We start from the raw sequence: 21054 nt of genomic DNA, 5'->3' as shown, positions 1-21054 counted from the left end.
GATTCCCGGGGCAGGGCTTCCGTCGAGGTCCCCTGCAACGTCGTTGTAAAGCCGGGGGTAGTCGGGTAAGGGGCTCGCTCAATCATTTTATCGCATGGAGCATCGGCATGGGAGCCGCAAAGTCGTCGGACAGGTAAGCCGCAACAACTCGCTTTGTTGTTGCGGCGCTCTGTCGAACTTACCCCAGCCGATGCTGACAAGCAGACGCCGCCGGATTTCTCTTATTCGAGCGGATAATTGTCATGACCATCACACGCCCCGCCTGGGGCCATTCGCTGTCGGCAGCCTTGCTGCTGATGGCACCTTTTGACGTTCTCGCCTCTCTGGCGATGGATATCTATCTTCCCATCGTTCCGGCGATGCTCGCAATGCTGAGCACGAGCCCACTCGTGATCCAGCTGACGCTGAGCCTCTACATGGTGATGCTTGGCGTGGGGCAGGTCGTGTTCGGGCCGATCTCGGATCGTATCGGGCGGCGCCCGGTGCTGCTCGCCGGCGCCGTGCTTTTCGCTGCCGCTTCACTGGGAGTTGCCTCATCGTCGACTGCCACGCTCTTCGTCGCTTTTCGTTTGCTGCAGGCCGTCGGCGCCGCGGCGGCGCTGGTCGCAACTTTCGCTACGGTTCGGGACGTCTATGCCGATCGCCCGGAAGGCGTCGTCATCTATGGCCTGTTCAGTTCGATGCTGGCCTTCGTGCCGGCGCTCGGCCCTGTCGCGGGAGCGCTGATTGCGGACAATTTTGGGTGGCGGGCGATCTTCATCGTTCTTGCGGTGCTGTCTGCACCAGCCATACTGAACGCCGCGTTCAGATGGCATGAAACCCGGCCCGAAGGCCAAGCCGCCGTCCGCCGGTCGGTGCTGCCGATCTTCGCCAGCCTGTCGTTCTGGACCTACACATTAGCGTTCAGCGCGGCTATGGGCACCTTCTTCGTGTTTTTCTCGACGGCGCCGCGTGTCCTTGTCGATCGGGCCGGTTATTCGGAGCTCCGGTTCAGCATCGCCTTCGCCACCGTTGCGGGCGTCATGATCGTGGCAGCCCGCTTCGCAAAGGCCTTTGTCGTCAGCTGGGGCGTTGCCGGAAGCGTGGCACGGGGCATGGCCTTGCTGCTGTGCGGCGCGGTTCTTCTCTGTCTCGGTCAGGTTTTCGGCTCACCGTCCTTCGGCAGTTTCATCGTGCCGATGTGGGTGATGGCGGTTGGCATCGTCCTTACCGCATCGGTCACGGCCAATGGCGCCCTTGCGGAATTCGATGACATCGCCGGATCGGCCGTCGCTTTCTATTTCTGCATTCAGAGCCTTATCGTGGGCGCTGCCGGAACGTTGGCGGTGACGATGTTGAATGGGGATAGCGCATGGCCGCTGATCGGCTATGCAGCCGTGATGGCGGTGCTGGTGTCGATCGGGCTGGCGTTGCTCCAGTCTCGCGCCCACCGCTTCCAAAAGCGGTGAGATCTGCCGGGCGGTATTTCATGCCGCCCGGCATCTCAATCATGCCGGCAGTCTCTGCCCGCTAACGAAACGTCGAGCATCACCGGCCACTACTTCTTCCGATACAAGATCATGCCGGCGTGGTGCAGTACGCCGTCAATAAATTCGCCATCGGCTGTGAAGCCGGTGTCATCCCAGTAGTCGATGTGATTTCCTCGGATCTCATATCGTCCCTGGTATGCGCTCTCGCGGTTTCCGCGCGCTTCGTCATAGCGACCGTTTGGAAGCAAGTTGTGGCGGATATGACCATCGGCTGTGACCCACATCCCGACATAGGGGTGGCCTTCCGAAACCTGGGCAGATGTGGTTTGCTCGATACTCATCTGGGCGAGACCTTTCTGCATGGGTAAGACCGCCGCGCTAGCGAGAAGCACGGCAGCGGCAAGTATTGGAACCTGTTTCATGGGACAGCGCCTCAGGGTTGTTTGGCGGAAGCGGCGCGACGCTCAGTGAACAGCTCCGAGAGCGCTTGCGATGCTTTTATCGCGCGGAGGAATCCGGCCGGAACCGTCACCATGTAGATGACTTCCTTCAGCTCGCCTTCGGACACGCCGATATTGAGTGCATAGCCGGCATGAATCTTCAGGAAGGCGGCCTCATCCATGGCTGCGAATACGGCAACGGCGGCGAGTTGGCGTGTGCGGTTGTCGAGCCCCGGACGGGACCAGACGTCGCCGAGCGCATAGCCCTGGGTTGCTGTAGCCAGGAACGGAAACTCCTGTCTCATGCGTTCCAGCGTAGGCTGCGGAGCGCCATTGTTCAGGCTCCTGACGACGGCATCGCCGCGTTGCAGCCGCTCTTCCATCGTCTGCGATTTGACGGCTTGGGGGACCGCGCCGAGCAGGAACGCGACGGCGATCGCGAAGTACGAGTTGCGAAAACGAAAACCCATTGTTGCCTCCTTAGGTGTTGGCTGTCGGGCGGATGACGATCTCGTTCACGTCGACATCCTCCGGCTGTTCGATGGCGAAGCGCACGGCACGGCCGATCGCGTCGGGCTGCAGCGCGATGGCGCGATAAGTCTTCATCGCTTCCACTGCCACCGGATCGGTGATCGTGTCGGCAAGCTCGCTCTCGACCACGCCGGGATGGATGCAGGTGACGCGGATGTTGTCGTGCTCCTGCCGCAAGCCATCGGAGATCGCCCGGACCGCATATTTGGTTGCGCAATAGACGGCGGCTGTCGGCGACACCGAAAGCGCGCCGATCGAGGCAATGTTGACGACGTGGCCGGAGCCTCGGGCCGTCATCTCCGGCAGCACCGCGGCGATGCCGTAGAGCACGCCCTTGATGTTGACGTCGACCATTCGGTCCCACTCGTCGATCTTCATCGAGACCATCAGCGACAACGGCATGACGCCGGCATTGTTGACGATCACGTCGACGCGTCCCCAGGCCTGGCGCGCCGCCTCGGCAAACGCGGCGACATCGGCACGGTCGGTCACGTCCAGCCGGCGCGTCATTGCCTCCCCGCCTTTTGCCCTGATCTCTTCCGCGAGCGTGTCCAGCCGATCGGTTCGGCGCGCACCGAGCATGACTTTTGCTCCGGCAACACCAAGCTCCCGGCCGATGGCGGCGCCAATGCCGCTCGAAGCCCCGGTGATGAGCACAACTTTGTTGAGGGACATGTTTCGTCTCCGTCTGGTTGATCTTGCGTCTGGTTGACCTTGCGAACCGCGATGCAGCGGTTGCCACGAAGATGGATCTGTTTCACTGTTGCGATAAGCCGACCATTCCTTCACAGCGTGGAAAGTACAGCTAACCAATGCAGCCGGATCTGAATGCGCTTGCGGTGTTTGCCCTCATCGCCGAGGAGCGGAGCTTTCGCGCGGCTGCGGACCGCATGGGCGTCACCCGCTCGGCGGTGAGCCAGGCGATGAAGCGGCTGGAAGAGACGCTCGGTATTGCGCTTGTCCGGCGCACGACGCGAAGCGTCAGCCTGACCGAGGCTGGCGAACGCCTCTACGCCGAGATAGCGCCGGCCATTGCCGACATGCGCGCGGCAATGGAGACCACCGGGGACCTGCGCGGGCGTCCGCGCGGGCAGTTGCGCCTCGCCGTTTCATCCATCGCCGAGCGCTTTCTTTCAGGACCGTTCCTGGCGACCTTTGCCGAAGCCAATCCGGAGGTTCAGATCGACATCACCGTAACGGACGAGGAATTCGATATCGTCGCCGAGGGATACGATGCCGGCGTCAGGCTCGGCGAAGTGATCGAGCAGGACATGATCGCGGTGTCTGTCGCCGGCGATGAGCGGCAGCTGGCCGTCTGCGCGCCTGCCTATCGCGATCGGTTTGGGGCGCCTTCGCATCCGAGCGAGCTCGCGGGCCATCGCTGCATTGGCTGGCGCCGCGCACCGAAGGTCGCGCCCTATCGTTGGGAATTCGCTGAGAACGGCAAGGAGTTCAGCGTCGCCGTTGCGCCTGAGATCACGACCAACGACATGGCGTTGATGATAAAGCTCGCCATCGCCGGCGCCGGCATCACCTTCGGCATGGAAGAGAGCTTTCGGCCGTCGATCGACCGGGGCGAACTGATGCCGGTTCTCGAGGATTATTGCCCGCGCTTTGCCGGCTTCTACCTCTATTATCCGAGCCGCCGCAACGTAGCGCCGAAGCTGCGCGCCCTCGTCGATCACCTACGGCATCTTGGCTAGCGCTTTTTAGGCGCGGGAGGCCAGATCGCTGCGTGCATCGGCATCTCGATGTTGCAATTATATTAGCATGAGCGCATCTTTTCATAAGCCGGCGCAAGCCGGTCAGGCCCGGTGGCCGGCCGGTCACCCCCAATAGGCTGCCGGGCCGCCGGCAACGGTGCGCTCAGTCTCGGGAATACCTGCAATTCCACGCTGAACGATGTCGGGATATTGCTGAGCCACCACAAGCCCGGGCCTCTGGCAGAGGACGCGGGCCGATCGGATTGCAGCCCGATCTGCGGTAGAAACCGAAGACCCCCACTGCCCGGATACAGTAATTAGTAATAGCTAATATTAAACTCTGGCGAAGATGCCGGGTGCGTCGGAATCACCATATGGCGCAGGCATGAACATTGGCGACGAGGTGGCGATCATCGTCAGGGGTAAGCGTGCCAGCAACGCCGCGATCTGCCAAAGCAACTAAAGGGCGGTTTGGCCGTTCTGGTCAGCCGTAGCAGCGGCGGAGCATCCGAAGACATGACCACGCCGCAAATCCTGTCGTTCGCCATTATCTTCGTGATGATGGCAGCGTTCGTATGGGGTCGTTATCGATATGATCTGATCGCAGCCGCGGCACTGTTGCTTGCACTCGCGGTTGGTATTGTGCCTTTTGACGAAGCCTTTAGCGGGTTCAGCGACGATATCGTGATCATTGTCGGCAGCGCCTTGCTGGTGAGCGCAGGCATAGCACGCTCGGGTATCATGGAAGTCGCCATCAAGCGCTTTGTTCCGAACGTATCGGGAGTTCGGTCGCAACTGGCGCTGCTGGTGATCATGGTCACGATCCTGTCTGCCTTTGTAAAGAATATCGGTGCGCTCGCTATAATGATTCCGATCGCCTTCCAGTTCGCGCGCCGGTCAAGCGTTTCACCCTCGATATTCCTGATGCCTATGGCGTTCGGGTCGCTGCTCGGTGGGCTCATGACGCAGGTGGGAACATCTCCCAATATCGTTGTGTCGCGTGTGCGGGAGGAGCTGACCGGCACCGCCTTCACAATGTTCGACTTCACCCCTGTTGGAGCCGCCCTTGCGGCCGCCGGAACGATCTTCCTGATGTTTTTCTACTGGCTGTTACCGGTGCGCGAAAAGCTAGGCGGGTCGCTGAATGAAGCCATCGACATCAAGAATTACCTGACCGAGGCTCGAATTGTCAGCGATTCCACGGTGCTCGGCAAAACCGTCGCAGACCTCATGAAGCTTTCCGGCGGCGATGCTATCGTGACGTCGATCCTGCGCAATCGGACGATGCGGATGACGCCGCTGCCCGACGTTGTCCTCAAGGCGAACGACATTCTGCTCCTCGAGGGCGACCCAGAGGCGCTGGATCGCCTTGTCTCCCAGGGTAAACTCAGCGTTACGGGCGATAGGGTCGGTGGTGACGACACGACCAGCGAGATGATCGCCATCGAAGCCGTAATCGGTGAAAGCTCCTCTTTGATTGGCTGGACAGCCCAGCGCCTTGCCCTTTACGATCGCTTCAATGTCAACCTCCTGGCTGTCAGCCGCCACGGTGAGCGCCTTGACCGCAGGCTGGCCGAAATCCAGCTAAGGCTCGGCGACGTCGTCGTGCTGCAGGGCAATGCTGCGGCGATACCCGAGATACTGCGTGAACTCGGCTGCCTGCCGCTGGCAGAAAGGGCTATCCTGCTCGGTAGCGTCCGCAAGGGTATCGTGCCGGTAACGATCTTGGCGCTCGCCATGGCGGCGACTGCATTTGGACTGTTCCCGGTCTCCGTCGCTTTCTTTGCGGCCGCGGTCGGGATGGTGCTTTTCAAGGTCATCCCGATCCGGGAGGTCTACCAATCGCTGGACGGTCCAATCCTCCTCATGCTCGCCGTTCTCATTCCTGTGAGCGATTCGCTACGCAGTACAGGGGCGACAGGAGTGATTGCCGGCGAACTTGCCAAACTGGGGACTATTCTGCCGGCGCCCGGCGCCCTGATGCTCATCCTTGTCGCCGCGATGGCCGTTACGCCATTCCTCAACAATGCCGCCACCGTTCTCGTCATGGCGCCTATCGCCGCCGAATTTGCCGGCGATCTCGGCTACAAGCCGGAAGCGTTCCTGATGGCAGTCGCCATTGGCGCCGGCTGCGATTTTCTCACCCCGATAGGGCACCAGTGCAACACGCTTGTCATGGGGCCGGGCGGCTACCGTTTCAGCGATTATCCACGTCTGGGACTGCCGCTGTCGTTCCTCGTCGTCATCGTTGCTGTGCCGATGCTTATGATCGTATGGCCAATGAACTAGGTCGTGAACCCATAAATCGGGAATGACCGAGATTGGGTGGATTTCGATCAGGCAGCTTCGAGAAACATCCGGCAAAAAAGCGTTCACGTGACATGCGTAATGTCATCATCTGATCCTTGCTCGGCAATTCGGCCAGAAGCGCTTCGCTGCTCATCGGCCACGCAGACGCTTCATCTGTTCGGCCGATGCGCCGGGGAGCGGAGATTGAAAATCTGCCTTAGTTCTGGACTACCTCGTGCTGACGGTGGCCTCCAGATTTCGGATGAAGGGCTGACCTATATTGTTGCGCGCAGGCTCATATCCAATCGCGGCAAGGATTGCTTTTCTTGCTGCGCTGGCCGGCGTTCTCCTGCTTGCTCTTTTTCCGGAGTGGCTCTTGCAGGATTTGGGCGTGACCTTCACGCATCACGGCAAGCTCACCCACGCCGCCGCATTCGCCGTTTTAGCGGCCTTGGGAAGCCTCGGCTGGACGCAACACAAGGCAAAGCTGATTGTTCTCCTCGCTTTTTCGGGCGTGGCGATTGAGGTTGTTCAGGGTGCGCAACTGATAGGGCGCGGTCCTGATGTATTCGACTGGATTGCCGACTGTGCTGGCATGGCCGGTGGGATCACAATCGCAAGCTGGACAAAGTGGCTCGCTGGAGGGCTGCCATAGGGCGGACGTCGGCGCAGTCTAGGAGGCAGTTACCGATCACTGCGCCAGATAGCCGCCATCTATATTCAGTTCCAAGCCGGTCACGAAGGAGGACTCGTCGCTCGCCAGATAGAGCACGCCAAATGCGATCTCTTCGGGCCTGCCTGCTCGCCCCATCGGAGTTACGGCAATGATGCCGTCGTTCATCTCCTTGCTCTGGCCTTCGATGAGCGGTGTCCAGATGATGCCCGGATGGACCGAGTTCACCCGAATGTTGTCCTTGGCGTAGCTGATGGCTGCGTTCTTGGTCAGCGTGCGCACCGCGCCTTTCGCAGCCTGATAGGGCGCTGCCCCCGCGGCGCCCGCCGTGCCCCAGATCGACGAGAAATTCACGATAGCACCCCCGCCGTTTCGTTTCATCACGGGGATGACCTCGCGCATGCCGAAGAAGGTTCCGGTCTGGTTGACCGAGATGACGCGGTGCCAGGCTTCGGTGCTGGTGGCGTCTATCTGGCCATAGTGCTCGACGATACCGGCGTTGTTTACCAAGACGTCCAGACGACCATTACGATCGACAATCTCCGAGACGACGGAGCGCCAATCATCTTCCTTCGAGACGTCCAGCCGCCGATGCTCGGCGGCAGTCGGCAGATCTCCTTTCGATGACGGCTGTACGTCGCTCAGATAGAGCACCGCCCCTTCCGCGGCGAAAAGCTTTCCGATCGCCGCACCAATTCCCTGTGCTGCGCCAGTCACAAGCACAACCTTGCCCTCGAGACGGCCCATCGTTCCTCCTCCTTTGTCGAATGAAAAGTCGTTGCTTGCCGGCTCTAAGCTGTGACTGCGATCAGCACCTTCAGATGGTCCTGGTCCGATCTGGCCAGCGCATCGAAGCCTCCGGCAATTGCGTCAGCCATGGTCACCCGGCCGGTGATGATCTTTTCGGGTTGGACCTGTCCGGCGGCAATCATTTGAACGACGCGGGGGCCGATGGTGATCGGAAAGCCCCAACTCGTCGTCAGCGTCACGGCCTTGGAAACCAGCAGCCGCATGTCCACGCGGGGAGGATTGACGAAGATGCCCACCTGGACAATCGTTCCGCCGCGTCGCACAAGCCGGATACAGTCGGCCAGGGCGCGTTCGTTGCCGGCGCATTCGACCGCCACATCGACGCCGAGACCTTCTTCGGTCGACCCCAGCACGGCATCGACAAAATCCGCTGAAGTGGGATCAAGGATCTCGTAGCCCAGTCCGAGAGACTGCAATCTGCGCCGTCGTGCCGGACTGGCTTCGGATACCAATACTCTCGACGCTCCGGCCGCTTTCGCGGCCATCGCCGCAAGGACGCCAATCGGCCCGGCGCCGGTGATCAGTACGCTGTCGCCGGCATGGACGCCACCCCGATCGGTCGCATTGAGAGCAACAGCCATCGGCTCGAAAAGCGCTCCCTGCTCATCGCTCACCTCGTCGGGCAATTTCACAACATTGTCTTGCGGGAGGACCGCATATTCCCCCATGCCGCCATAGGCCGAGGACAGGCCGACCAAGGCCGTGGTATCGCTGATGTGGCCCATTCCGCGGCGCACGAAATAGTCTCCCGGCCTGTTGAGATGCGGAAGGATCGCGACCCTGTCGCCCCCGGCGAAGCGGTTGACGCTTTGCCCGACCGAGGCGATCCTGCCGGAGAACTCGTGACCAAGCACGAGCGGCGCCGATGCCCCGGTGAGCGGGTGCGGCTCGGTCGATACGAATATCGGCCCGTCCAGGTATTCGTGGATGTCGGTTCCGCAGATCCCGCAATGGCTGACCTGGACGATGACCTCGTCAGACCTCGGATCGGCGGGCGGATCAATGTCTTCCAGGCGCAGGTCGCGCGCGGCATGAAAACGAAGGGCCTTCATTGTCAATCCTCCCAAACTGTGTTGCTGGCCGTCGTGCAGCCGGCGCTTAGTCACGCAGAAGCCCGCTCCTCCTCAGCCAGCCCGCGATGTGACTAATATGCCTGGGTTGATCAGACGGTCAACAGAAAAATAGATTTTTTGTTGACATATCTTATTTTTTGGAAAATCCTCACCACACCCTAGCGACACATTGTGAGTGAGGAATAATGCGCTTCGTGAGTTTCGAATTTGGCGGCCAACGCGGGTTGGGCGTGGAACGGGCAGGACAACTGCGCGGGGTGACCGCCGGCAACTGCGACCACACAGTTGACCTTGTGCAGCTGATAGCTGGCGGCCCGGAGGAATTGTTGCGCGTCGGCCGTCAGCTCGCCGACGGCCTTGAATTCGATCCTGGTGTCGTCACCTTTCTTCCGCCGCTGGCGCGGCCGCCGAAGATCATCTGTGTTGGGCTGAACTATGCCGATCACACCAAGGAGTCGCCATATGAGCAGCCGGACTACCCAACGCTGTTCGCGCGCTTCGCCACGACGCTGGTGGGCCACAATCAGCCGATCGTGCGGCCGCTTGCCTCGACGAGCCTGGATTTCGAAGGCGAGATGGTGGTTGTAATAGGGCGGGGCGGCCGTCACATCCCGAAGGCGCGCGCCCATGACCATGTGGTCGGCTATTCGATCTTCAACGAAGGGTCGGTCCGTGAGTATCAGTTCAAGTCGCCGCAATGGACTGTCGGCAAGAACTTTGATTCCACGGGCGGTTTCGGACCCGCACTGGTGACGGCTGATGAAGTGCCGGCCGGCGGCAAGGGACTAAGGCTCGAGACGCGCCTTAACGGTGCGACCGTCCAATCGGCGAGCACGGACGACATGCTTTTCGACGTCGCGACGCTCATCGAAACGATCAGCGAGGCGATCACTCTCGAACCGGGCGATCTGATCGTCAGTGGCACCCCTGCCGGCATCGGATGGGCACGCAACCCGCGCTTGCTGATGAAGGATGGCGACAGGTGCGAGGTCTCGATCGAGGGCCTTGGAAAACTGGTCAATCCGGTTTGCGACGAAGTTCGCACCGAAGACGTGACGGGCAAGGCGGCCTGACGGGGAGATCCGGCAAGCGCTCGACAACAGCAGCACAGCCGGCGTTCCACTGCGCCGAGGCGGAGCGCGGACCAACCATTGCTCGAGGGACACATGGATACTGGATTGCAAGGAAAGACCGTGCTCGTGACGGGTGCGGCAAGCGGCATAGGCCGGGCGACGGCGCTCGCGTTCGCGCGGGAAGGGGCACACCTGCGGCTCATCGACATAAATGCAGCGGGTCTGCGGGAGACAGAAGCGTCAGCTTCGGCGGCAGGTGCGAGCGTCACCATCGCTGTCGCCGATCTATCCACGGCGCAAGGTGTCGAAAAGGGCATCGCCGACGTATTTTCGGGCGAAAATGGCACGCTGGATGTTCTGGTCAACAACGTCGGTATCGTCGACGCACAGCCTTTCGATGGCCTGACGGACGCTCACTGGCAGCGCACATTCGATGTCAATTTTCTCAGCAATATCCGCATGACGCGCGCACTGCTGCCGCGATTGCGCGAAAGCCGCGGCTCGATCGTCAACAACACATCCGATCTCGCGCGCCAACCGGAGACCATTCCTGCCGACTATGCCGCCCTCAAGACCGCGCTGGTGAGTGTCACCAAAAGTCTGGCCCGCGCCGAGGCTCCCCACGTCCGGGTCAATGCGGTCGCGCCGGGGCCCGTCTGGAGTCCCCTCTGGTCCAGACCGGGCGGCTTTGCGGATACGCTGTCGGAAGTTCACGGCATGCCGCCGCGTCAGGCGGTCGACCACGAAATGAAGCTGCGGCAGCTGCCGCTGGAACGCATGGGCGAACCGGAGGAGGTGGCGGACATCATCGTCTTCCTCGCTTCGGAGCGTGCTTCCTTCGTCACATCATCGGTCTGGGGCGTCGATGGCGGCTCGATCCGCAGTCTGTTCTAGGGGGCAGTCGGATGAAGGCAGTCGGATTTACCAAGGCAGGGCCTGTCGATGCCCCTGACGCGCTCGTCGATGTCGAACTTTCCCGGCCGGGTGACCTGCAGGATCGCGATTTGCTGGTCGAAATAAGGGCCATTTCGGTCAATCCGCTCGACGCGAAGCTGAGGCGCACGGTCGACCCGGCGGGAGCGCTGAAGGTACCCGGCTACGACGCCGCCGGCGTGGTTGTTGCGGCAGGGCCAAAGGCGATGAACTTCAAGACCGGCGATGCCGTGTTCTATGCAGGCTCGGTGGTTCGCCAGGGCAGCTACGCCGAATACCAGCTGGTGGACGAGCGGATCGTCGCGCGGATGCCGGAGAGCCTGGACTTCGCGCAAGCGGCGGCCTTGCCGTTGACGACGCTGGCAAGCTGGGAACTCCTGTTCGACAGGCTTGGCGCTCTTCAAAGATCGGCGTCCGACGAGCGTGTCTTGTTGGTTATCGGCGGCGCCGGCGGAACCGGCTCCATGGCGATCCAGCTGGCGCGCGCTTTGACCGATTTGACTGTGATTGCAACGGCGTCCCGGCCGGAAACGGCCGACTGGTGCCGGGAGCTCGGCGCAATGCACGTGATCGACCACCGCCAGCCGTTGAAGCCACAGGTGGAAGCTCTTGGCTTCAAGGGCGTGGATCTCCTGATGGCGCTCGCCCAGACGCCTCGGCATCAGGGTCAGTTCGTGGATCTTGTTCAGCCGTTCGGATCGATCGGAGTGCTCGACGATCCCGATCCTTTTCCGCTCACAACGTTGAAAACCAAATGCATCACCTTGCATATGCATTCAATGATGGCGCGGTCGGTTTTTCAGCGTCCGGACATGGCCGAACAGGGCGCAATTCTGCGCAAGCTGGCGCAGTTGGTCGATGCCGGGCAGGTGCGAACCACGCTGGCCAAACGCATGGGGCCGGTGTCGGCGAACGCGCTGATCCAGGCGCATCGGGATATCGAGGCCGGTTCCGTGAACGGCAAGATTGTATTCGAAGGTTTTTGAGGCGCCACAGGCTTCGTGCCTGGCTGCGACAAGGAGGAGAGTATGGATAAGTCGTCGACGATAATGTGGGTGGGAACGGTGCGGTCGCTGCCGCTGAGGGAGCAGTTGCGCGCCTCGAGACTGGCGGGCTGCGATGCCATCTCTATCACGCCATGGCACTATTGCCGCTGGCTTGCCGACGGGATCACCACCAAGGACATGCTGCTTATGGCGGATGACGAAGGGGTGAAGCTGACCCAGCTCGATCCCTATGCGCGCTGGGCGACGCACTGGCTCCCCGACAATCTCGATCCGGCCGCGTTTTCGCTCGGCTTCTTCGGTTTCGACGAAGACGACTTCTTCCGCATCGGCGAGGCGCTTCAGGTCGATTCCATGAGCTGCATCATCACCTGTCCAAAGAGCCAGGTGTCGATCGATCAACTGGTCGACGGCTTTGCCAGGACCTGCGACAGGGCTGCCGGCCTCGGCTGGCGCTGCGACCTCGAATTCATCCCATTCTGGGGACTTCCTGATCTTGAGACCGCCTGGAAGATCATCAGGACCGCAGATCGCGATAACAGCGGCCTTGTCTTCGACTTCTGGCACTATCTGCGCGGAAAACCGGATCCGGCGCTGCTTGACACCATCCCCGGCGACAAAATCTCCACCGTGCAGATCGCCGATGCATCCGCCCAGCTGAAACCCGGCCTGTCGCTGCTCGACGATTGCATCTTCCACCGCGTGGATGCCGGCACGGGCGGATTCCCCGTGGTCGAACTGCTCCAGCAGCTTCACCGCATCGGCGGGCTCAACCGCTACGGGCCCGAGACCTTCTCCGGGCTCTACGACACGCTGTCGGCCGAGGAGATCGGCAATCGGAGCCGGGTTGCCCTCGCCAATGTCTTCGACAAGGCGGGGATTCCACATCGTTTCGGCGCTGCGGCTGCCGCCTGACGCCGGCCGCACATCGAAACATCGGCGTTGAGCCTGATCATCGGGCTGTTTCATCACGGCATCGGCCGACGCGGCATGTCGCCTTTGCCGGTCGGTGCCGGTGCGGCGCTGCGACAAAACAAGGGAGGGATTTCTGATGTTACCATCTATCGATTTCGTTTTTTGGCCTGCCTCGGCGCGCATTCACGGGTTTCGGGGGCATGTGGAGGCCGCGAAGGCCGGCGGCTTTACAGCTCTTGCCATCGCGCCCGAAACCTATCTCGATGCGCTGGAGTCGGGGCTCACCCCGTCGGACATGAAAGCGATGGCCGCCGATGCAGGAGCTCCGCTGCGCTATCTGGATTCGCTGACCGACTGGGCGCCCATCCGTGTCCCGGCGGAATGTTCGCCGGAGCTGCGCGCACGCTTCGACGTCAGCACCGATCACTCGTTTCGGATGTGCGAGAAGCTTGGTTTGACGTCGATCCTGGCCGTTGCGGGTTATGGCAAGGGAACGGTCGAGCTTTCCCGGCTGGTCGATGGATTCGGGCACCTGTGTGAGCGCGCCCATGCGCAGGGATACTGGATCGATCTCGAATTCATGCCGTTCTGGGGAATGCCTAACCTCTCCGATGCCTGGGCGATCGTCAGCGGCGTAAATCCGTCCAATGCGGGCATCCTTGTCGATGTATGGCACTTCTCCAAGGGCGCCTATGAGCTCGATCTGCTCAAGCGCCTGCCAGGCAAGCATCTGGCCGGCATGCAGATCGATGACGGCGTGCGGCGGCAGGTGGGGAAGTCGCTCTTCGACGACACGATCAACTACCGGAATTTTCCGGGAGAAGGCGAGTTCGACGTCGTGGAGATCATCAAGATCGTTGCCGGCAAGGGTAACCTTCGCCACATCGGGCCGGAGGTCTTCTCGCTCGAGGCGGATGCGCTGTCGGCGAGGGATGCCGGAATACGGTCGGGAGACACATCGCGCAAGATGCTGGCGGAGGCGGGTGTCAGTCTGGCGACAGCCTGACACTGACGCTGGAAGGCAACGCCGCCGGCATTTTCGTCCCTCTCTAACTTGCCTTCCGTTCGACTACGAAACGCCGGGCAAAGTCCTCGAAGCTGGCAGGCTCCCGGCCGAGGATCATCGATGCCACCGCCGGATTGCCGCCCGGCAGGCCGAAGCGGTCATAGTGCCGGCACATCGCCTCGTAGATCCGAAGGTAGTCGTCGGGAAACCGGTCAGCATTTCGACGTCGCCATTCCGCCGGCGCGTAGCGCGCGGCGCGTATCGGCTTGCCCAGGAGTTCACTCAGGATCTTCGCCATGCCAGCGTGGGATAGCGGCTCTCGGCCGACCAGCTCGTACGCCCCTCCGACGTAGCGCGCGCTGGTAAGGACGGTTGCCGCCGCGTCGGCCAAGTCGGCAAGGTCTATCATCGCCATCGAAAGATCCGTCCGATAGGGGCGTTCATAGATGCCTTCGGCTTCAATCCTTGCCCATTCGAGGGCGATGTTTTGCATGTACATCGCAGGCTGGAGGATGGTGTAGGGAAGGCCGGATTCGATCAGCATCTCTTCCAGGTCAAGCTTCTGCCGATGATGGATCATGGTCCGGCACTGCGCGTGAAAGACCGAATGCAGGACGAAATGCCTCAGACCGGCGTTGCGGGCGACCGCTATGATGTTGGCCCCGAACGCCACCTCACAGTCGTTGAAACGTGGTCCGATATGATAGAGCCTGGCAACACCTGAGACTGCGTCCTCCAGCGAGGATCGATCCCCGAGATCGGCCAGCGAGACCTCGTGTGCGCCTATGGCGTGAAGCCCGTCCTCGCCCGCTCGCGAGCGCGTCATCGCGCGAACCCGCGCTCCGCGTTCGGCAAGCGCCGCGATGACGGCTTTGCCTGTCCGGCCTGTCGCGCCCGTGACGAGCACAGTTTCTCCCGTTTCCATAACCGATCCTCCACAGCCTGCAGCGAGAAAGTCATCACTTTTATCACTAGATAATTTATTAGTCTTTACAAAATAGATTTTTTGATGGAGTGTCGCTTTGCATAGGCCGTGGAACACGGGCCATCGGACGGAACACGATCATCGGGAGGATGAAGTGACACTGCTGAAAAGGATTTCAGCCGCGGTAGCGGCTGCTATGGCAATTGCCGTGGCAATAATCGGTCCCTTGGCCGGCGACAGTGCGGTCGCCCAGGAGAAGCCGAAGATCATCTATCTGGCGGTCGGAACGACCAGCAGCGAGTATTGGCAGGAAGTTATCTGGGGCGCCCAGCAGGTGGCGAACTCGGTCGGTGCCAAACTCGAGGTTTACGAGAGCGGGTTCGACGGCCAGAAACACATGCAGCAGCTGGGGGCAATACTTGCCGCCGGCTGCGAAGGCTGCGCCTTCGCCTGGTTTCCGGACTCCACGGCCTTCACCAAGGCCTTCGTCGAGCGGGCGGAAGCCGGGGGCGCCTTCATGACGACGATGTGGAACCGTCCTGAGGAGATCCATCCCTGGGACACGGCACCCGATGCCTGGATCGCCAACATCTCTTTCGACGGTGTCGATTCCGGCTACCAGAACGGCATGGCGCTGTGCAAGGCGATCGGCGGCAAGGGTGGCATCGCGGTTCTCAAGGGAACGCCGGACAATCCGCCGTCGAAGCAGCGAGAGATCGGCCTCTTGAAGGCGGTGTCGGAATGCCCGGGCATGACGATCCTCGACACGCAGATCGGCAACTGGGGACAGACCGAAGGTCAAAACATCACCCGCACGTGGATTGCGCGTTACGGGGAGCAGTTGAAGGGAGTCTTCGCGCAAAATGACGGCATGGCGCTCGGCGCGGTCGCGGCGTTGCGCGAGAAGGGCCTGGCAGGCAAGGTTCCCGTCACCGGCTCGGACGGATCGAGCGACGTGCTGAAGCTGATCAAGTCCGGCGAGATGCTGTCCAGCATGCGGATCAGCTCGCAGCTGCACGGGGCGGTCGCGGCGGCACTTGCTTACGCAGTCGCCTCGGGAGACTTCAAGATCGCTGACCTGGAGCAGGCGCAGCGCGATTTCTACCTGGAGCAAACGCTTGCGACCAAGGACAATGTCGATGCGATGCTCTCGGCCCAGCCGAATCCAGCCGACTTCTCCTACGACGCGCTCAAGAAGAATTTCTGGGCTCGGTCAAAGGGTCAGATCCCGGTCGGTGTGAACTGAGCCGCGACATGACCCAGGCGCAATTACACGCCCAGGACGCCGGCGCTCCGGCTTCCCCGCGCCGCCGGGAAGCCGGAGCCCGGCAGCGATCTGGCCAGGCGGGAATCGGTGTCTTGAAGTCCGCCGGCCCCATCTTGTCGCTCCTGGCAATGGTGGCGGTGTTCACCAGCCTGACCCCGAATTTCCTTTCGGGAGCCAATCTGCAGGCGATCCTGGAGTCGGCGGCGGTCCCTGCCGTCGTTGCGATCGGGATGACTTTTGTGCTGGTGCAGGGCTCGATTGATTTGTCGAGCGAAGGGGTGGCCTCGCTTGCCAACATCCTGCTTTCGATCCTCATCGCGAACAGCGTCACCGCCTACGATCTTGGTGCGGGTGCGATCCTGGTTGCGCTGGCCGCGGGGCTGGCCGTCGGCGTCCTCAACGGAGTTCTGTATGCCTACCTGCGGATGCCGTCGCTTATCGTCACGCTCGCCATGTGGCTGATCACGCTTGGCCTGGCTGCGTTGCTCTTTCCCTCGAGGCAGCCGCAAATCCTCGACAGCGGCTTTGTCGGGCTGGCCCTGCACAAACATTTCGGCCTCAGCGCGCTCGTATATCTGGCTGTGGCGTTCGCGTTCCTCGCCTTCATTGTCGAGCGGCGCACAAAGCTTGGCCGTATCGGCTTTGCCATCGGCGCCGACGAGGCCCTCGTCCGTTTGGCGGGCGTCAATGTGAACCTCTACAAGGTCAGCGCCTTCGCCATCTGCGGAAGCCTGACGGGCCTGGCCGGAATTTTGACCGCGGCGCAAATCGGCGTCGGCAATCCGCTCGCCGGAGAGGGGCTGCTTTTTCCCGGAATCGCCGCTTGTGTGATCGGTGGCACGCTGCTGTCCGGCGGCCGTGGCGGCGTCCTGCACTCGCTCATCGGCGTCCTGGTTCTCGTCATCTTACGAAACGGCCTTGTGCAGACGGGAACGAATCCCCTGCTGCAAAAAGCCATCGAGGGCGTGGTGATCGTTGTTGCGGTTACCGCATCCACCTGGCACCTGCGACGCAAGACCAGAGTGGTAAAATGAGCGCACTCCTGTCCCTGCAAAACGTGTCCAAGCGCTTTCCCGGCGTGGTTGCCCTCGATGAGATCGATATGGAGCTGCGCGAGCACGAAGTTCTCGGCCTGATCGGCCAGAACGGATCGGGCAAGTCGACATTGATGAAGATTGTCGGCGGCCTCCATCAACCAAGCGCCGGGGAAATGCGTCTGCGAGGCTCGCTGGTGCGCTTCGGCTCTCCGCTCGAGGCGGCGCGAGCGGGCATAGGCCTGGTCCATCAGGAGCAGTCGCTGATCGGTAATCTCACCGTTGCCGAGAACCTTTTCATCGACAAGCCGACGGACTTCAGCCGCTTCGGATTCTATCGGCGCGGCCAGATGAACGATGCGGCCCGTGTCCAACTGGGCAAGGTCGAACTGGACATTGCTCCGGACACGCCCGTCGATCAGCTGACCTTCGCGCAGCGCCAGATGGTCGAACTCGCCAAAGTGCTGTCGCTTGAGGAATTGGTGGAGGGCCATCTCGTTGTCCTGTTCGACGAACCGACATCGGTGCTGACGCCGACCGAGATCCAGGCGCTGTTCCGGCAGGTGCGGCGGCTCAGGGCCCGTTCGTCGGTTGTGTTCATCTCGCATCGCATGGACGAAGTGCTCGCAATCTCCGATCGGGTCTATGTGCTCTCCGACGGACGCAATGTCGCCGAAAGAACGAAAGGCGAGACTGATCCTGACGAACTGTATGAGCTGATGGTTGGACGCCAGCGCGCGGGTTCGGTCCTGCCGCGGAGCAATCCCCCCGACAAGAGCGTGCCAAAGCGACTGGAAGTCCGCGACCTGACGGTGCCGGGCAAGGTTGCGGACGTGACGTTCAACGTCGCGCCCGGGGAGATCGTCGGCTTGATCGGCGTCCAGGGATCCGGGGCGGAAGCGGTCTGCCGGGCGATTTTCGGCGTGGAGGAGCGTTATGGCGGCGAGATCGACTATGAGGGCCGGCCGGTGCGCATGAGCTGCCCGAGCGGCGCGGTGGGCCTCGGCATAGGCTACGTCCCCGCCGAGCGGAAGACGGAGGCCATGATGAAGGGGATGAGTGTTTGCGAGAACATGACCGTTACCTTCGGGTCCGATTACGGCTATGGCGGGCTCGTGCTGTCGAAGCGGCGCGAGCGGCGACAGGCGGCGAATTGGGTCGAGCGGCTCAAAATCAAAACGCCGTCGCTCGACCACCGCATCGACCAGCTCTCCGGCGGAAATCAGCAGAAAGCGGTGCTCAGCAAATGGCTTCTCGGTCGCTCGCTGCGGCTGCTGGTGCTCGATCATCCGACACGCGGTCTCGATCCCGGCGCGCGCGCCGATCTTTTCAACGCGATCCGTCAACTGGCCGAGGATGGCCTGTCGATCGTTTTCGTGGGCGATACGCTCGATGAGATGGTGACGCTCTCCGATACGATCCTGGTGCTGCGAGACGGCAGGGTCAGCCAGCGCTTCGACGACGTCCAGGCCAAACGGCCGTCAGAGGAAGACATCGTGAGGGCGATGGTATGAGCACGCGCCGCGATCATCGCTATCGAGACTTGACCTCGCTGCCCCATCGGAGCCTGTCATGACCCGCGCACTTGCCCAAATGTTCCCATCGATCCGATCCGCGGGCGACCTGCTGCGAGCGTGCGGGCCGGCCCTGGTCCTTGTATTGGTGTTTGCAACCGTGGTCTGGATCGCGCCAGGCATTCTCAAATGGCGCGCGGTCAATGCGCTGCTCTTCGACGCGGCTCCGCTGCTGATCCTGGTTATTGGCTGCACGCTTCCAGTGCTGCTTGGCTGCATCGATCTGTCTGCCGCCGCCATGGCGTCGTTTTCAGCGGTGGTCGTGGCGCTGCTTGTCCCTGAATTCGGCTCGGCCGCCGTGCCGATCGTGCTCCTCGGAGCCGGAGGGATTGGGGCTGCCCAGGGATGGCTGATCGGACGGCTCCAGATTCCTTCGTTCGTCATGACCCTTGGAACGCTTGGCCTGTTTTCGGGCCTGGCTCTCTATCTCAGCAATGCCTCGACCGTGGGCCTGGGTCCCGGAATTGCGCCGCTCGACTTCCTCGGCGGCAGAACGCATGGCGTGCCCAACGCCTTCATCACAGTGGTCGCGGTGTGGATCTTCCTCGCCCTTTTGCTGCGTCTCACCCGCGTTGGCCGAGATATTTATGCCTTCGGCGCGAGCGAGCTGGCTGCCTATATGTCGGGCGTCCGGCGTGATCTGATCCGGGGCTGTGCTTTCGCGATTTCGTCGGTGTGCGCCGCTCTTGGAGGGATAATGCTTCTATCGCAGACCCTCTACAGCGCTCCGACGATGGCAAGCAACCTGCTGCTTCCGGCGCTGGTCGGCGTGGTGGCGGGCGGCACCGCGATTTCGGGCGGAGTCGGCGGCCTCTCTGCGAGCCTGATAGGCGGACTCACGGCAGTGATGGTCCGCGTCGGGGCGACGATCGCGGGCCTGCCGGGTGCTGCGCAGGACGTTGCCTTCGGCATCATCATCCTGGTCGCGGTCGCCGTGACGACGGACAGGACCAAGATTGGCATCGTCAAGTGACCCAGTTGACGGCCGAAAAATCGCATCTCGGGAGGGTCCGATGAGACCGATGGTTCAGCGGTTGGGATATGTCGCTCTCAACGTTGCGGATATCGACATTGCGATAGAAGACGCGTGCACAGTCGCCGGGGTCCGCGTCGTCGAACGGGAGAACGGTCGCGCGTTGCTAACCTCTAACCAGCGCCATGCCGAACTGATCCTGTACGCCAGCAACAGCGACAGCGTCCGATCCATCGGGCTGCAGGCTCATAACGTCGACGCCGTCGCGGCGGTGCGACGTCGCGCCGAACAGGCTGGCCTCACGGTCCTCTCCGAACGTCCTTCCCTGCCGTGCATCGACCGCTCGGTGACTTTCGCTACCAGCGAAGGTCACATCTTTGAAGTCCACACCCCAATACCGCTGACGCAGCCGGTCCGCCATACAGGCCCGGGCATTCGTCCGCGGTGCCTCGACCACGTAAACCTGTCGAGCAGGGACTCGGAAGCGATCAGCAACGAGCTCCAGACCGTGCTGGGGCTTCGACAGTCCGAGAGGACAACTGGCCATGAAATCGTCTGGATGCGCGCGGCCGACAACCGCCACCACACGGTAGCGACCGTAAAAGGACCAAGCGGATTGCACCACTTCAGCTGGGAGTTCGCCAGCTTCGACGATTTCAAGCGGCTGGGGGATACGCTTGATGCGCAGGGGCGCTTCCTCGTCTGGGGACCGGGGCGCCACGGTGCCGGGGACAATCTGTTCGCCTATTACATCGATAGGTCCGGGTTCCTGGTGGAATGTATCGCCGAAATGGAGGTCATCGAAGACGAGAACCATCAGGCAAGAATTGCCGATCCGGGCGAAAACCTATCGAATCCTAAGGTCGTGAACCGCTGGGGTGCGCTGCCGCCCCGCCTCTGGACGGACCATTTCGTGCCGTTCGCGCCGCTGATCACTGCCTGAAACTGCGAGGACAACCATGGATTTCCCGGAAGCAGGCCTTGCCGACGAGGTCCGCCGCCTCATCGAGATCCTCGAGCAGAAACGCTATTCGGCGATGCTGGGGTCCGATGTCGCGGTGCTCGAGGATCTTCTCGACGACGACTTGGTCTATACGCACTCGTTCGGAGAACGAGACGACAAGGTGGCTTATCTGAAGAAGGTCGCCAGCCGGTTCTTCGTCTACCACGAAATCCATCACAGCAGCGAACGCGTCATCGTGTGCGAGAGCTGCGCCGTCGTCGCCGGAACCATGAGCGCGAAGGCGACCGTTGGGACCGCGGTCCGGGAGATCAACAATTCTTGCATGGCGGTGTGGGGCAAGCGCGGAAAACAGTGGCGTCTCCTCGCATATCAGCCAACACCACTGCCAAAGTAATTAG

General features: G+C 61.7%; 21 protein-coding genes. 15 read left to right on the top strand and 6 right to left on the bottom strand.

Annotated elements, in window-relative coordinates:
• The first annotated feature begins 242 nt into the window (after positions 1 to 242).
• Positions 243 to 1448, top strand: coding sequence for a CmlA/FloR family chloramphenicol efflux MFS transporter (cml, locus tag NKH73_RS20215; protein ID WP_352935306.1), 1206 nt, complete (start codon positions 243 to 245; stop codon positions 1446 to 1448).
• Between the two features lie 89 nt (positions 1449 to 1537).
• Here the strand turns inward: cml and NKH73_RS20210 are convergent, their stop codons facing one another.
• The 3 genes from NKH73_RS20210 to NKH73_RS20200 form a co-directional block, all read right to left on the bottom strand.
• On the bottom strand, positions 1538 to 1831 hold the full coding sequence (locus tag NKH73_RS20210) for an Atu4866 domain-containing protein (protein ID WP_502893917.1): 294 nt from the start codon (positions 1829 to 1831) through the stop codon (positions 1538 to 1540).
• 71 nt (positions 1832 to 1902) lie between these two features.
• Positions 1903 to 2379, bottom strand: a complete 477-nt coding sequence (locus NKH73_RS20205; RefSeq protein WP_502893914.1) for a carboxymuconolactone decarboxylase family protein — start codon at positions 2377 to 2379, stop codon at positions 1903 to 1905.
• Positions 2380 to 2389: 10 nt separating this feature from the next.
• Complete coding sequence (locus NKH73_RS20200; RefSeq protein WP_352935303.1) at positions 2390 to 3115, bottom strand: SDR family oxidoreductase; 726 nt, start codon at positions 3113 to 3115, stop codon at positions 2390 to 2392.
• A gap of 137 nt (positions 3116 to 3252) precedes the next feature.
• Here NKH73_RS20200 and NKH73_RS20195 point away from each other — a divergent pair, with 137 nt between their 5' ends.
• From NKH73_RS20195 to NKH73_RS20185, 3 genes are all read left to right on the top strand, one after another.
• Complete coding sequence (locus NKH73_RS20195; protein ID WP_352935301.1) at positions 3253 to 4143, top strand: LysR family transcriptional regulator; 891 nt, start codon at positions 3253 to 3255, stop codon at positions 4141 to 4143.
• Between the two features lie 516 nt (positions 4144 to 4659).
• A complete protein-coding gene (locus tag NKH73_RS20190; RefSeq protein WP_352935715.1) occupies positions 4660 to 6432 on the top strand; it encodes an SLC13 family permease in 1773 nt (590 codons plus the stop codon).
• A 280-nt stretch (positions 6433 to 6712) separates the two neighbouring features.
• Positions 6713 to 7087: a VanZ family protein gene (locus tag NKH73_RS20185; protein WP_352935299.1), complete on the top strand. Its 375-nt coding sequence runs from the start codon at positions 6713 to 6715 to the stop codon at positions 7085 to 7087.
• A gap of 36 nt (positions 7088 to 7123) precedes the next feature.
• On the opposite strand, the gene NKH73_RS20180 is transcribed toward NKH73_RS20185, so the two are convergent.
• Together NKH73_RS20180 and NKH73_RS20175 are read right to left on the bottom strand one after the other, a co-directional pair.
• Positions 7124 to 7852 (bottom strand): SDR family NAD(P)-dependent oxidoreductase, encoded by a 729-nt coding sequence (locus NKH73_RS20180; protein WP_352935297.1) that lies wholly within the window; start codon positions 7850 to 7852, stop codon positions 7124 to 7126.
• 44 nt (positions 7853 to 7896) lie between these two features.
• Positions 7897 to 8967, bottom strand: coding sequence for a zinc-binding dehydrogenase (locus NKH73_RS20175; protein ID WP_352935296.1), 1071 nt, complete (start codon positions 8965 to 8967; stop codon positions 7897 to 7899).
• A gap of 206 nt (positions 8968 to 9173) precedes the next feature.
• On the opposite strand from NKH73_RS20175, the gene NKH73_RS20170 reads away from it, so the two are divergent.
• The 5 genes from NKH73_RS20170 (at position 9174) to NKH73_RS20150 (ending at position 13919) form a co-directional block, all read left to right on the top strand.
• Positions 9174 to 10061, top strand: coding sequence for a fumarylacetoacetate hydrolase family protein (locus NKH73_RS20170; protein ID WP_352935293.1), 888 nt, complete (start codon positions 9174 to 9176; stop codon positions 10059 to 10061).
• Between the two features lie 93 nt (positions 10062 to 10154).
• Complete coding sequence (locus NKH73_RS20165) at positions 10155 to 10955, top strand: SDR family NAD(P)-dependent oxidoreductase (RefSeq protein ID WP_352935291.1); 801 nt, start codon at positions 10155 to 10157, stop codon at positions 10953 to 10955.
• Positions 10956 to 10966: 11 nt separating this feature from the next.
• The gene (locus NKH73_RS20160; protein ID WP_352935289.1) at positions 10967 to 11980 is read left to right on the top strand and encodes a zinc-binding alcohol dehydrogenase family protein; all 1014 of its coding nucleotides are present in this window, start codon (positions 10967 to 10969) and stop codon (positions 11978 to 11980) included.
• A gap of 42 nt (positions 11981 to 12022) precedes the next feature.
• Positions 12023 to 12913 (top strand): sugar phosphate isomerase/epimerase family protein, encoded by an 891-nt coding sequence (locus tag NKH73_RS20155; RefSeq protein ID WP_352935287.1) that lies wholly within the window; start codon positions 12023 to 12025, stop codon positions 12911 to 12913.
• A 94-nt stretch (positions 12914 to 13007) separates the two neighbouring features.
• Entirely contained in the window at positions 13008 to 13919 is a 912-nt protein-coding gene (locus NKH73_RS20150) for a sugar phosphate isomerase/epimerase family protein (protein WP_352935285.1), read from the top strand.
• Between the two features lie 43 nt (positions 13920 to 13962).
• Here the strand turns inward: NKH73_RS20150 and NKH73_RS20145 are convergent, their stop codons facing one another.
• Positions 13963 to 14844, bottom strand: coding sequence for an NmrA family NAD(P)-binding protein (locus NKH73_RS20145; protein ID WP_352935283.1), 882 nt, complete (start codon positions 14842 to 14844; stop codon positions 13963 to 13965).
• Positions 14845 to 14998: 154 nt separating this feature from the next.
• On the opposite strand from NKH73_RS20145, the gene NKH73_RS20140 reads away from it, so the two are divergent.
• Genes NKH73_RS20140 through NKH73_RS20115 form a run of 6 tightly spaced genes read left to right on the top strand, consistent with a single transcriptional unit; the run spans position 14999 to position 21050 of the window.
• Positions 14999 to 16090 (top strand): sugar ABC transporter substrate-binding protein, encoded by a 1092-nt coding sequence (locus NKH73_RS20140; RefSeq protein ID WP_352935281.1) that lies wholly within the window; start codon positions 14999 to 15001, stop codon positions 16088 to 16090.
• Between the two features lie 8 nt (positions 16091 to 16098).
• Positions 16099 to 17145 carry an ABC transporter permease gene (locus tag NKH73_RS20135; protein WP_352935279.1) on the top strand — a complete coding sequence of 349 codons (1047 nt, stop codon included), beginning with the start codon at positions 16099 to 16101 and terminating at the stop codon, positions 17143 to 17145.
• Positions 17142 to 18659, top strand: coding sequence for a sugar ABC transporter ATP-binding protein (locus NKH73_RS20130; RefSeq protein ID WP_352935277.1), 1518 nt, complete (start codon positions 17142 to 17144; stop codon positions 18657 to 18659). Before NKH73_RS20135 ends, NKH73_RS20130 begins: the two co-directional genes overlap by 4 nt.
• A gap of 58 nt (positions 18660 to 18717) precedes the next feature.
• A complete protein-coding gene (locus NKH73_RS20125; RefSeq protein WP_352935273.1) occupies positions 18718 to 19692 on the top strand; it encodes an ABC transporter permease in 975 nt (324 codons plus the stop codon).
• Between the two features lie 40 nt (positions 19693 to 19732).
• Positions 19733 to 20635: a VOC family protein gene (locus NKH73_RS20120; RefSeq protein ID WP_352935272.1), complete on the top strand. Its 903-nt coding sequence runs from the start codon at positions 19733 to 19735 to the stop codon at positions 20633 to 20635.
• 16 nt (positions 20636 to 20651) lie between these two features.
• Positions 20652 to 21050, top strand: a complete 399-nt coding sequence (locus tag NKH73_RS20115; protein ID WP_352935269.1) for a nuclear transport factor 2 family protein — start codon at positions 20652 to 20654, stop codon at positions 21048 to 21050.
• Positions 21051 to 21054 lie beyond the last annotated feature (4 nt).

The organism is Mesorhizobium sp. M0938 (assembly GCF_040319125.1).
Classification (GTDB): Bacteria; Pseudomonadota; Alphaproteobacteria; order Rhizobiales; family Rhizobiaceae; genus Mesorhizobium; species Mesorhizobium robiniae.
Note: the sequence above shows the minus strand (reverse complement) of the source record. Positions and strands in the feature narration are given on the sequence as shown.